This window comes from Bradyrhizobium sp. RP6 (assembly GCF_003837805.1).
Classification (GTDB): domain Bacteria; phylum Pseudomonadota; class Alphaproteobacteria; order Rhizobiales; family Xanthobacteraceae; genus Bradyrhizobium.
On record NZ_RQIT01000010.1, the window covers coordinates 126,898 to 139,172 of the forward strand.

Annotated in this window: 14 protein-coding genes; 10 read left to right on the plus strand and 4 right to left on the minus strand. The window is 62.8% G+C overall.

The annotated features are described in order from the left end of the window. Positions 1–13 precede the first annotated feature (13 nt). The 6 genes from EHH60_RS19900 to EHH60_RS19925 all read left to right on the plus strand — a co-directional run bounded on the left by EHH60_RS19900 (position 14) and on the right by EHH60_RS19925 (position 6,792). A complete protein-coding gene (locus EHH60_RS19900) occupies positions 14–1,813 on the plus strand; it encodes a methyl-accepting chemotaxis protein (protein WP_124161138.1) in 1,800 nt (599 codons plus the stop codon). A gap of 132 nt (positions 1,814–1,945) precedes the next feature. Further along, a complete protein-coding gene (locus EHH60_RS19905) occupies positions 1,946–2,800 on the plus strand; it encodes a CheR family methyltransferase (RefSeq protein WP_124161139.1) in 855 nt (284 codons plus the stop codon). A 16-nt stretch (positions 2,801–2,816) separates the two neighbouring features. Further along, the gene (locus EHH60_RS19910; RefSeq protein ID WP_124161140.1) at positions 2,817–3,908 is read left to right on the plus strand and encodes a protein-glutamate methylesterase/protein-glutamine glutaminase; all 1,092 of its coding nucleotides are present in this window, start codon (positions 2,817–2,819) and stop codon (positions 3,906–3,908) included. A gap of 5 nt (positions 3,909–3,913) precedes the next feature. Next, positions 3,914–5,641, plus strand: a complete 1,728-nt coding sequence (locus EHH60_RS19915) for a chemotaxis protein (protein ID WP_124161141.1) — start codon at positions 3,914–3,916, stop codon at positions 5,639–5,641. Between the two features lie 152 nt (positions 5,642–5,793). Then, the gene (locus EHH60_RS19920; protein WP_124161142.1) at positions 5,794–6,237 is read left to right on the plus strand and encodes a type 2 periplasmic-binding domain-containing protein; all 444 of its coding nucleotides are present in this window, start codon (positions 5,794–5,796) and stop codon (positions 6,235–6,237) included. Between the two features lie 270 nt (positions 6,238–6,507). Continuing rightward, positions 6,508–6,792, plus strand: coding sequence for a hypothetical protein (locus EHH60_RS19925; RefSeq protein ID WP_124161143.1), 285 nt, complete (start codon positions 6,508–6,510; stop codon positions 6,790–6,792). Positions 6,793–6,802: 10 nt separating this feature from the next. Here EHH60_RS19925 and EHH60_RS19930 read toward each other — a convergent pair whose 3' ends face one another. Further along, entirely contained in the window at positions 6,803–7,168 is a 366-nt protein-coding gene (locus tag EHH60_RS19930) for a VanZ family protein (protein ID WP_124161144.1), read from the minus strand. A 172-nt stretch (positions 7,169–7,340) separates the two neighbouring features. After that, on the minus strand, positions 7,341–7,514 hold the full coding sequence (locus EHH60_RS37620; protein WP_199751639.1) for a hypothetical protein: 174 nt from the start codon (positions 7,512–7,514) through the stop codon (positions 7,341–7,343). 583 nt (positions 7,515–8,097) lie between these two features. Here EHH60_RS37620 and EHH60_RS19935 point away from each other — a divergent pair. Together EHH60_RS19935 and EHH60_RS19940 are read left to right on the plus strand one after the other, a co-directional pair. Then, entirely contained in the window at positions 8,098–8,514 is a 417-nt protein-coding gene (locus EHH60_RS19935; RefSeq protein ID WP_124161145.1) for a hypothetical protein, read from the plus strand. 189 nt (positions 8,515–8,703) lie between these two features. Continuing rightward, a complete protein-coding gene (locus tag EHH60_RS19940) occupies positions 8,704–8,949 on the plus strand; it encodes a hypothetical protein (protein WP_245454533.1) in 246 nt (81 codons plus the stop codon). A gap of 103 nt (positions 8,950–9,052) precedes the next feature. On the opposite strand, the gene EHH60_RS19945 is transcribed toward EHH60_RS19940, so the two are convergent. Further along, positions 9,053–10,279, minus strand: a complete 1,227-nt coding sequence (locus EHH60_RS19945) for a hypothetical protein (protein ID WP_124161146.1) — start codon at positions 10,277–10,279, stop codon at positions 9,053–9,055. A gap of 502 nt (positions 10,280–10,781) precedes the next feature. On the opposite strand from EHH60_RS19945, the gene EHH60_RS19955 reads away from it, so the two are divergent. Further along, positions 10,782–11,021, plus strand: a complete 240-nt coding sequence (locus EHH60_RS19955; RefSeq protein WP_124161148.1) for a hypothetical protein — start codon at positions 10,782–10,784, stop codon at positions 11,019–11,021. A 26-nt stretch (positions 11,022–11,047) separates the two neighbouring features. Here the strand turns inward: EHH60_RS19955 and EHH60_RS19960 are convergent, their stop codons facing one another. Continuing rightward, positions 11,048–11,287, minus strand: a complete 240-nt coding sequence (locus tag EHH60_RS19960) for a hypothetical protein (RefSeq protein WP_199751642.1) — start codon at positions 11,285–11,287, stop codon at positions 11,048–11,050. Between the two features lie 461 nt (positions 11,288–11,748). Between EHH60_RS19960 and EHH60_RS19965 the strand changes: the two genes are divergently transcribed. Next, positions 11,749–12,249, plus strand: coding sequence for a hypothetical protein (locus EHH60_RS19965; protein WP_245454534.1), 501 nt, complete (start codon positions 11,749–11,751; stop codon positions 12,247–12,249). Positions 12,250–12,275: the final 26 nt, after the last annotated feature.

The following is a 12,275-nucleotide window of genomic DNA, read 5'->3' on the forward strand; positions in this document are numbered from 1 at the left end:
CAACGAGACTGACATGAGAGTCACCGTCAAAGCCAAGCTTGCCACCGCCTTCGGCGTCGTCATCCTGCTGTCCATGATCGCCGGCGGGGTCGCGTATCTGAAGCTGAACGACATGGTCGCGACGGCCGAGCATCTGTCTGCCCGTGCCGGCCGGCTGGCCAAGGTTGGCGAACTTCAGGAGGCCGTCCTGCTTCAGGTGCGGGCCGAGAAGAACACTATCCTCGCGGCGGAAGCCGACCAGGACAAGTTCATCGGCCAGATCGCTCAACTGCGCGAACGCGCGATGAAAGTGAAGGACGAGGTCTATTCCAGCGCGAGCGAGACCGGCAGGAAAATGATCGAGACTTTCGCCATTGCCTACGCGAACTCCAACGCGGTACAGGATCAGACGCTTGCGCTCGCCAAACAGGACAAGGCCAGGGCGACAGAGCGGTCGATGACCGAGGGCCTGAAGGCCTCCACGCCGGCACTCACGGCGGCGAGCGACTACATCAATTATGTGAAGAAGCAGATGGCCGCGGAGAGCGAGCAGGCCAAAGTCGACGGAAGCCACGCCACCCTGATTCTCGTTTCCCTGATCCTCGCCTCGCTCGTCATCGCCATCGCTGCCGCGGTCTGGATGGCTCTGAATATCAGCCGTTCGCTTTCCAATGCGGTCGGCCTTGCCGATGCAGTGGCGATCGGCGATCTCAGCCAAAAGATCGATTCATCCAGCAATGATGAAATCGGCGACCTCATCAAGTCGCTGAATGCGATGACCGTCAATCTCAATCAGACCGCCGCCGTCGCCAACGAGATCGCCCAGGGCAACCTCACGGTCGAGGCCAAGCCGCTGTCGGACAAGGATACGCTCGGCCTTGCGCTCGAACGCATGGTCGAGAAGCTCCGCCAGATCGTGTCCGAAGCTCTCACTGCCGCGCAGAACGTCTCCGCCGGCAGCCAGGAGCTCTCCGCCAGTGCCGAGCAGCTTTCGCAGGGAGCGACCGAGCAGGCCTCCTCTGCCGAGGAAGCCTCCTCCTCGATGGAGGAGATGGCTTCCAACGTGAAGCAGAACGCGGACAACGCCAACCAGACCGAGAAGATCGCCGCGCAGTCGGCCAAGGATGCCGAAGCCAGCGGCGCAGCGGTCGGCCGCGCCGTCAGCGCGATGCAGACCATTGCCGAGAAGATCACGATCGTGCAGGAGATCGCGCGCCAGACCGATCTGCTTGCGCTCAACGCGGCAGTGGAAGCCGCGCGCGCAGGCGAGCACGGCAAGGGCTTTGCGGTGGTCGCCTCCGAGGTGCGCAAGCTCGCCGAGCGCAGCCAGGCGGCTGCGGCCGAGATCGGAACGCTCTCGGTCGACACCGTCAAGGTCGCGCAGGAGGCCGGCGCCATGCTGTCCAAGCTCGTTCCGGACATCAAGAAGACGGCCGAACTCGTCGAAGAGATTACCGCGGCTTGCCGCGAGCAGGACGTGGGCTCGGCCCAGATCAACCAGGCGATCCAGCAGCTCGACAAGGTCGGCCAGCAGAACGCCAGCGCATCCGAGCAGGTGTCCTCGACCTCGGAGGAGCTCGCCTCGCAGGCCGAACAACTCCAGTCGACCATCGCCTACTTCCGCATCGAACAGGGTGGAAAAGCTCACGCCGCGCCGATTGACCGGGCGGTCAATCAGCTGCGCGCCAAGGCGGCCACCATGGCGGCGGTCGAGCGTCCGGCGAGAAAGCCGCTGGGCAAGCCGGCGCGTGCCGTGAAGGCTGCCGGCGGCGGCGGATTCGCGTTCGACATGAATGACGGCGAGGACGATCGGGACGCGGATTTCCAGCGCTAGGATTCCGACGGATCGGCCCCCATCGGCGGGCCGATCCGTCTTCGGCAATTTTAGTTAAAGTGTAGGATTTAAGATGCTCCGAATGGCCGGTTATGCAATGCAGGTGGCCGTCCCGGCTCGGGGCAGGCGGCCATGATGCCTGCGATGCAGGATACGGCCGTGCACCTGTCCGAGCGCCACTTCCGGACCATCGCCGAATTGATCGAGGGCCAGGTCGGCATCAAGCTGCCTCAGGGCAAGCGGTTGATGCTGGAGGGGCGGCTGCACAAGCGCGTGCGCGCGCTGAATTTCTCCGATCTCAATGAATATGTCGAAAACCTGTTCGAGGCGGATCATTTCGACACCGAGCTTACTCATCTCATCGATGTGGTGACGACCAACAAGACCGACTTTTTCCGCGAGCCGCAGCACTTCACCTTCTTGCGCGAGATTGCGATTCCCGCCCTGCTCAAAGTCCGCGGACGGAGAAACGCCAACCTGAAGATCTGGAGCTCGGCGAGCTCCACCGGCATGGAAGCCTACACGACCGCGATGGTGCTGGACGACATGACGCGCAGCGGATCGCGCTTCCAGTACCGCATTCTCGGGACCGACATCTCGACCGCGGTGCTGCGCCTCGCCAGGATGGCGATCTACAACCGCGATGTGCTCGCCCCCGTGCCGGAGCAGTTCGTGAAACGGTATTTTTCGTCGTCTCGCGACAAGTCGCGCGGCGAAGTGCGGATCGTGCCTGAGCTACGGCGCATGACGCACTTCATGAGGATGAACCTCATGGACAAGTCCTATCCCGTCGACCGTGACGTCGATATCATCTTCTGCCGCAACGTCCTGATCTATTTCGAGCGCGAGACCCAGCGCAAGGTGGTGGAGCAATTGTGCAGCCATCTGCGTCCGGGCGGCTATCTGCTGGTCGGGCATTCGGAATCGATGATTCACAGTGCCGTGCCTGGGCTGAAGCAGATTCAGCCAACCATCTTCCAGGTCTAGCCGGAGTGCAACCAGAATGCCGAGGGAGAAAGTTCGCGTGCTGATCGTGGACGATTCGGCGTCGGTGCGCCAAATCCTGCTGACGATCTTGAGTGAAGATCCTGATATCGAAGTGATGGCGACCGCGTCCGATCCGTTCGTGGCGGCCAAGCGGCTCGAGAAGGAGCTGCCTGACGTCATCATCCTCGACCTCGAAATGCCGCGCATGGACGGCATGACCTTCCTGCGCAAGATCATGGCGCAACGTCCGATACCGGTGATCATCTGCTCGTCGCTGACCGAGGAGGGCTCGAACGTGATGTTCGAGGCGTTCGAGGCGGGGGCAGTCGACATCGTGCCGAAGCCGAAGATCGACACGCGCCAGGCACTGCTCGAATGCTCCGCGCGGCTGCGTGAAGCCGTGAAGTCGGCCGCCCGCGCCCGGGTGCGCCCGCGTGCGGAGCGTCGCGCAATCGAGAAGAAGCTGACCGCCGATGCCATCATCCCGCCGCCGGTCCAGGGCAAGGTCCGGCCGACCACGGAACGCATCGTGTGCATCGGTGCCTCGACGGGCGGCACCGAAGCGCTCAACGACGTTCTTGAAATGCTGCCGCCGCACTGTCCGCCCATCGTCATCGTCCAGCACATGCCGGCAGGCTTCACCGCCGCCTTTGCCAGGCGTCTCGACGGCGTCTGCCAGATCCGGGTCAAGGAGGCCGAGGACGGCGAACCGGTGCTGCCGGGTTGCGCCTATATCGCGCCGGGAGCCCGCCACATGCTGCTCCAGCGCATCGGCCTGCGCTACCAGATCGCGATCAAGGATGGGCCGCCGGTGTCCCGGCATCGTCCGTCCGTCGACGTGTTGTTCCGCTCGGCGGCCCAAAATGCCGGCGCCAACGCGCTCGGCGTGATCATGACCGGCATGGGCGACGATGGCGCGCGCGGAATGCTGGAGATGCGCAAGCTCGGCGCCTCGACGCGGGCACAGGATGAAGAGAGCTGCGTGGTGTTCGGCATGCCCAAGGAAGCCATCGCTCACGGCGGTGTCGAGAAGGTCGTCTCGCTGAACCATATCCCGCGCGAAATCATGCTCTGGTATCAGGCCGGGCATGTTGCGGTGGCAGGGTGAGCGCAATGTCCGTCATTCCCGCCGACACGCTTGCCGAGGCGATCGCCGCGACCGAGGACGTCTCCTCCCGCATCGAGGACGTGTTCGCGCGGGTCGGTCAAGAGCTCGGACGCGGGCATCTCATCTTCAAGGAGTTGAACCAGGGCCTCGCAACGCTTTCCTCGGAACTCTCCGGTGCAGAGATCGAGGGCGCCGCGACCGCGCTACAGGAGATCGCCACGCGGCTCAGCGATCTGGCGCAGGCGCTGCCGGCCGAAACCGCCCTGCTTGATGCGATCGGCAAGAGCACGGCGGAGGCGTCTGCCTTGCTCAAGCCGCTGTTCAAGCACATCCAGATGATCACCATCATCGCCCGCAGCGCGCGGATCGAGGCAGCCTCGCTCGACAGCGATCGCGAGGGTTTTCTCGCCTTCACGCAGGAAGCTTATGATCTCGGCAAGGCCGTGCAGGGCGCGATCGAAGGCTGCGCGCGGGATCAGGAGCGCCTGTTCGAGGCGGTCGCTACCGCATCGGGCCGGCAGAAGGAGTTCGAGAGCCGCTACCGGAATCAACTGGCGGCCGAGAGCGTCGAACTTGGCTCCGCCTATGCCGGATTGCATGATCAGCGCCGCAACAGCAGCCATCTGGCCGATCGTGCAAGTTCCAGCACCAGGAAGATCGCCGAGGCGGTCGGCAGCGCCATTATTTCCCTGCAGGCGGGCGACAGCACGCGTCAGCGTCTCGAGCACGTCTCCCACGGCCTCGGCCTTGTCTCTGGACCCGCCCCGAGCCTCGTGCCCGAACCGGTCGCGAGCGATGACGGCGCACGTGCGATCTGCCAGTTGCAGGCGGCCCAGCTCAGGGATGCCCAGCGCGAGTTCGGCGGCGACATCGGCCAGATCGTTCGCGCGCTGACCGCCATCCTGAACGATGCGGGCAGCGTCGTCGGCCACGGCCGCACGTTGTTTGGCGGCGAGGATGGCAGCTCGTCGTCGTTCCTGACACGCATCAAGGAGACGCTGGCGCACGCATCGACCCTGATCGCCACCTGCGAGGGTGCGGGCCGCTCGGTCGACGAGGCGCTCGCGATCGTTGAGGATACGCTGGCGAAATTTCGCCAGGCGATCGCCGGGCTGGCCGAGGCGACAATCGACATCACGCTGATCGGAATGAATGCGGGCCTCAAGGCAAGCCATCTCGGCAGCCGCGGCAGCGCTTTCGTCGTCATTGCCAACGAGCTCAAGGCAACCGCCGACCAGGTCTCGGTGGGAGCAGGGCGTTTGAGGCCTGTGCTCGACGGCATCGAGCGGTCGGCCGGGGAGCTGAAGGTACTCCGCTTGCAGGGCGATCCCACGCAACTCGCCAAGCTCGAACCGCAGATCCTCCAGGCGCTGCGCGAGATCGAGGCCGGCAATGAGCGGCTCGGCAAGCTGATGAGCCGGCTCGTCGATGAAGGTGCGGAATTCGAGGGCCTGATGAATTCGGCGCAAGGCCTGATGACCACGCTAGGCGAAGGCTCCGCGGCGTTGCCCACGGTCGCGGCCCGGCTCGAGACCGCGAGCGCAGCCGCGCAGAAGCCGCGGCCGCAAGCGCAGGACGAGGCGGTGCTTGACCAGCTCTTTGCGCGCTACACGATGGAACGCGAGCGCGACGTGCACCGGGAGTTCCTGCAAACCTTCGGGCTGGGGTCGATCGCCGCCGTGCGCCCGGTCGAGGCAGTCGAGACGGCGGACGACGGCATAGAATTGTTCTGATCCTGCTGCGGGCGCCGCCGCCTGCGCCAGCGGAAATTTGACGGATTGACTTTGCACGGCGTTAACCGTGGCGGAATGCTCACCACCGCGGTCATTGTCGCGGCCCCACGGCTCGTTGCAAATACGCATGGAATTCATGGGTGGATCTTTCCATGCTGAAAGAGGGCAAATACGCGGCGTGGTTCAGAACCGCGCAAGCGCAAGGCACCGGAATCGTGCATGTGGCCCAGGGTCGGATCTCCGGCAGTGACAGCTTCTTCACCTATGGCGGCTCCTATCAGTTCCATGACGACCAGCGTTTCACGGCCGTTCTCACCACACGGCGACATGCCGACGGCCCGCCGACCGTGTTCGGGTTCGACGAAGTCGAGGTCGAGCTCTCCGGCGTGTATACCGGCGCGATGGCGACCTGTTCGGGAACGGCCCGGGAAGCGCCTGACGTGAAGTTCGAGGTGACGCTGATCTACAGCCAGGAAGATGCGCCGGCTGAAGCCGACCGGAGCGCGGTCGTGAAGCTCAAGGCCGACAAGCTGCCCAAGGGGCTCGACGGCCGCTCCCGCCCGCGGCAACCATTCACGGCGGGTTTGCCCAAGTAAGACGCAGATCGCCGACGATCCGCGCAGCTTCACAAGAGCTCGCACCTAGAGCGCGATGAGATTGGGATGAATCGTCATCGCGCTTCAGGTTATTGTTCGAGCATGGTCTCTTCGGAGAACCGTCCTACACTTTCCCGGATCATGCTCTACCGCCGCGATTAGCATTGCATTGACATTGTTGTCCCGAAGTCACGCCGCGGCCGCGCTGAAGCAATGCTGCCTTTAGAAGCGAGAGCTAGTATTGCGGCCGATCAAGCGTGGTGGAAGAACATGCCTCAAATCTGGATGACATACGACGAACTCGGCGCGCTTTGCGGCTGCGGCGCAATGGAGGCCCGGGACCGCGCCATCCGTTTGTCGCTCGATCGCCGCAGGAGTCGCGATGGGGCAACGCGCGTCAAACTCGATCAGATACTGACGGTCAAATTCTTCGCATCCATTCGTGAGGCGAATTTCGATCTCGATTACGCCATTGAGGCGCTGGACGAAACCCATCGGCAGATGGCCGAACTCCTGGATCCGTCCGAGCTCCACAACAGGCGTGGGGTGGCTTGAGCCGGCCGCCTCAGGAAGGTGGTCTGGGCAAGAACGCCAAGATCATCTGGGCGAGCATGACGCCTACGGTGCCTCCTGCCGCCTTCTGCAACACGTCGAGGAAGCCCGGATCGCGGTCGGGTATGAACGCCTGCATCAGCTCCAGCCCCATAGCGACCGTGACGACGAGAGAGCAGGCGAGTACGAGCCGTCCGGGTAGCAGGAAGGAAAGCAGGAAGCCGAGCAGCCCGTAGGCGCTGAAGCGCTCGATCACGACGACCCAATAGGCCTCGTGATGCCCCATGAGTGCGGGTCTACCCGCCAGTCTCGCCAGGGTGGCATAGACGATCAGCGCAAGACAGATGCTCGCAGCTGCTATGATGTGATTCCTGCGCATGACGCCAACATACAAGGTTGGTCGCCCGTCAGGTTCGAAAGCCGAAAGTATCGTTAAAGGCGCCGCTCGCACACGCCTGCTTTCAACGTGATACGTTCTGGCGATTCGACGTCGCAGGCCGAGCGACAGGCTGCGCGGAGCGCGGCGAGCGGCGTGCGCTGCCGCGCCGAAGTCAGGTCTTCTTGCCCGTCTTCGACTTCAACGAAAGGCCAAGCCGTAACGCCATGCGCTTGATCGCATCGGGCGAGCGCCCGAGAATTTTCGCGGCTTGTTCCAGCGAGGCTGAAGACTTCGCCAACTCCATGAGCCGGCGGTCTTCCTTGAACGACCAGGGCCTGCGCGCCATAACCAAACGATCCTCTCGTCGACACAACGACAAAGCCGCCAAGCGGACCCATATTCGCTCGACGGCTTTGCTTGGGCGGGGCCGGGCTTTGGGGGAGCCCGGTGCGAGAGATGGATAAGGAAAGCGTGAAAGTTCGCAACAAACAACGCGGATTAAGCTAACCTCTCAACCTTACCGGGATGAAGTTGGTGAATGACGCTCCGTATAACCACGGATGTTTCGTTAATGTCGTCCGCAACCGGGCAGCGACCGCATTCGAAATCCGTCGAAGCAGTCTTCATCAATGCGAAGAGCAGACGTGCTCGGTCACCGTGCGCTTGCCGCTTGCCGAGAGGGATACGGGATTCGGCTTCCACCTTATGTCCACCCATGCCCAAGATCTTCCGCCGCCCTCAACATGAACGAGGGAGATTACGGGCTGCCGCCGCGGACGAAGTTCGATGGCTCCAGCTTGATTCCAGGCAGGAAGAGGCTTGGCTGGTCTGGATCGCACAAAGCCGGCCGGGCGGGTGCAAGCTTTAAGCTTTGTTAACTATGCCTGACCGATGGTAGCGGCCCAGATCTCGAATGCGGGATGGCCCAAATGTTTCAGCTGTTCCTGAGAGCGCGTGCACACAGTCTTCTCGGCTCCCGCCGCGAGGACAAGGGCTTCAAAGCCCGCTCCGTCGAGCGTGATGCGGAGACCGACCGCGTGCGGATCGGTGCCGTCCTGGCGGCGATCGAAACGGCATTGCAGGAGGCGGAGAGGGAGCAGGCCGGGCTGAACCGGCGCGTTGACGATGCCCTCGCGCGTGCATCCGTCACCTTCGGAAACGGGACCGATGAATATCTCGAGCGGGAGCCGCTCGACAATTATCATCAGGATCTCTTCGCGGCCGACATCTCGAACGGCCAGCGCCGGCTCAAGGAGCTGACAAGCACCATTGCTCACCTGAAGTTCGTCAAGTCCGCAATGCTCACGCGTTTCCCGGACTTCAAGCCGCCGCAGCTCAACAGCTAGTACTTGGGGTCTTGCTGCGCTCTGCCTCCATCCTTCGAGATGCGCGGATCACCCGGGGTCGACCGCGTTACAGTTCAGCATCGGTTTGCGGTTTGGTGCTGCGATCCTTTTTGATATGGTTCCGGCAAGCATTCACGGAATTGAAGGAGAGACGAGGTGCCGGTCAAAAATCTACAGAGGTTGGTTGGATTGGCAGGTGTTTTGACACTGACTGCGCCGGCGACGGCCTCAGCCATCACCGCCGAAGTCGCGCGCGCATGCGATGCTGCGGTCGCCAAAGCCTTTCCGCCCAGACAAATCGGCAATCCCGCGGCCGGCAGCGCCAAGGGAACAGGCAAGGATCAGCGCGATTACTTCCAGAAATGCGTCGCCAACAACGGCAAGGTCGACGACATGCCGGCGGATGCGCCAAAGGACAACAAGCCGGCCAAATAAGAAGTAGGCGAGTGGTCGAGCGAAGTGGATGCCGGTTCGCTTGAAGAAATGCGTCGATGTAGCGATCGAGCGTTTCGGTTCTGAGAAAATCAGACCTCAAGCTCTACCGCCGTGGCGGCGGACATGGCGAGTAGAAGGCGCCGTTCGCCGCATTGATGCGTTCGACGCATTGATTGGGATCAGTGACTGTTCCGGCGACCGTGAAGTCGTAGCCCATCCCCTTGACCACGACGATGTAGCGGCCGGGAGCGAGCGTAAAGCCGTCCTGCTCCGGCTGGAGCAATAGCATTCGCGACTGCTGTTCGATCGGACCTACCTTGTAGGGGTACGACATGCTGCGGATGACCCAGGAATCGCCGGCGTTGACCATGGCGGCTTTCCCGCTGGCATCGACGCCCAACGCCCGGGAAACTTTCGCGACGACCCGAACTTCGGTCCCGCTCGCGTCGACGCCCCCATCGGGCCTGAACACGATGAACCTGACGTCGCCATCCATCAGTGTGGTCACGCTCGGCGCGTTGATGGCTGCCGAGATCGCGACGCGCCGGTCCGGAATCTTTCCGGGCACCGGCTTGAGCTCATGGAGTTGGCCCTCACTCAAGGCGTAGACGCCGAACGTCGTCGGCAAAGGCATCGAGGGTTGCGCAACCGGCGCTGGCTCCTTTGGGGTCTCCGGCGTTCGTTCCAAGGTCTCGCCCAGCGAGGGACTTGGAATCGTGGTCGGTTGAGGCTCCGAAGGCTTCGCCCGCTCGGACGGCGGCGCTACCTGCGACAATGCGGTCAGTTGTGTCTTCAGCCGTGGCCAAGAGACGATCGCGGTCCCGGCGCCCGCAACGAGCAGGAGGATGGCGGTCAATCGAATGAGAGAATTGAAGGCCCCCTTCTGTTTGGGATGCTCGGGCAACCTCGGCGATGCGACAGGATGACGTGCCGTTTCCGCAGCCATGGAAGGGGTCGGGGAAGCCAAAGCAGGCGACGATGGAATGGGCGGGGGAGTAACACGCGCCTGCGGAGGGGCATCGACTTGCGGAGAATTCGACGCGATGGTGGCACTCGCCTTTGCTGATGAGGAAGTTCCGCCTCGCTCAAAGGACCGTTCGACCTCCTGAATGGCGCGTTCGAGGACCTGCTGGAGCTCTCGTGCTTCCCACGCACTGGCGGGGGTGAATTGTTCCAGAAGCTTGACGCGGGCCAACTCGTAGACGACATCCCGCATCTGCCGCGGATCGTCGGAGATCTCGCGGATCCGCCCCGAAAGCAGGCGGACGAGTCCGGCCTCGATCTCTTGCGCCTTCGAGGCGTTGGCTGCTGTGTCGCCGGTCTCGGTCATCAAGGCCGATCAACTAGCCCGGATACTGCTGTTTCGCCAGGCTTTTCACCCCGGCTCCCCTCGGCCGGGGCGAGCGCTCTATGCCGCCCTGCAAAGGTCCTGCGCGATCGTCTCGAAGCGCTTGCTTTTGGGTGGAAACCTGTGACATTTCGCCCGGCTCCTCATTCCGGTGTTTGACCATGCGCGGCGTTTTGACAGCAACCATGTTTTTGGCCTTCCTGGTTCAGTCCGCTTCTGCCCAAGGGACCAAGGATCAGGCCAACACCACCAGCTCCAGCATCATCACGACCCCGACGAAAAAAGCGCAGACCACCCCAGCTGCGTCCCGGCCGACCGCAGTCCGGAACGTGACGGGGAGCCTTCCTGCCGGAAGGGCCGCCCAAGGCGTTTGGAGGGATGGCAAGCTGGTTGCCGTGCCCAGGTGAGGTCACGTAACGAACTGTCAAGCGGCCGTGAAGGAACGGTGTTCGCCTCCCTGACGTTCTTGATCGGGAGATTTCGCATGAAACGATTGGTCTTGATCATACTCGCGTTCGCCGTGCCTGCCAGCGCTTGGGCCCAGGGCGTCAATGACACCTCGACACCCAATCGCAACGTGATCATCGTCAACCCCTCGCAGCCCGCGCCTCCCAACGCGACTCGGAATATTCCGAGCCGGATCGAGCCGCCGGTCACGAGCGGCGGACGCGCCCGGCCCTATCACGGGAACAGAACCCGGGGCAGCGGGTCGAGCCGCTATTAGCCGCTTCGGCGGCGCTGTGAGACAAGCTATTGCGGGTTGACCTCGACCTCCAGGGTCGAGGTACCGGGGTCGTGCCGGTTCTTGCCCGAGATCAGCAGCGTGAACCTGTCGGCACCGCGCGTCGTGCTTTCGGCCGAATAGCGGAAGCCGGACCCGACCACTGCCAGTTGCCCTCGCGATGGTCCGCTCACGACCGAGACGTTGAAGATCTGCATGTACGACCAACGGAGCCCCTGGATGCAGTCGGCTCCGGGTTCGATCGACATCGTCCATCTGACCGTGTCCTGCGATAAGGCGAACGGCGGCCGTTCCTTGATGCAGAGGGGGCTGGCGTGCGCCGCCGGGCCAGATATGGCGCAAGCCGCAGCGACGATACCTGCCAGCATTACGGGACTTGCGCGCATTCTCAGCAACTCCATGGGCGGATGCCGAAAGTTAGCAGCAATGACCTAATGAGGTCTTAGAGCGGAGCCGTCTGCCCTTGACCGATCCCGTGACGCGAATCTCAGGTCCTTCGGTCATCCGGTCGACCTCTCTCCGGACCATGCCATTCTGCCCCTGTTTTGCCCGACCGGTCAACTGCCATTTCGGAAAACTGTAACTCCTTGATCCAACTGGTGCCGGCTACTGTGCATGGGGTTGTTTTTCGATTTTTCATGGAAAGTCCAAAGGGAAGCTCGTCCGCGAAACGGGCTTTCCTGCCATCGACAAAGGTATAGGCTGAGGCGTGGAAGACGAGGACATTGGCCAATGGTCGTCCTTGTCGCTCTGTCAGGGAGTGATCAGCGTGCGAACGGGTCGACGTGGCCACTGTGAAAAGCGATTTGGGAAGCTGTCTCGGACCGTCGCAACCATCGCCGGTGTACTCGGCCTTGGTCTCGCCTGTCCGGCCTTGGGTCTCGCTCAGACCGAACTGGCGCCCTCGCTCAACGACTATCTTCCATCCAGCGAGCCGGAAGTCACGCGCGACGAATGGCGCCAGCGGATCGAGGACGCACGGCGCCGCGCCAAGGAAGTCTTGCGCGAGCGGCGGGAGCATCCCGAGCTCTCCAAGCCCATTCCGGTAGATCCGGACCTTGTCGCGACCGAGAGCCTGCTCAACGATGAAAGCCTGCAGCGAGGCGACATCGTCACGACCAAGAAGGGCATGTTCGTCTACAAGGGGCGATCCGATCAGCCGCGGCGCGATGAGGACTTTGTACCCGTCAATCCGAAATCGGTACGCTGAGGAATTGGCTGCAGCCCCGGAAGCGA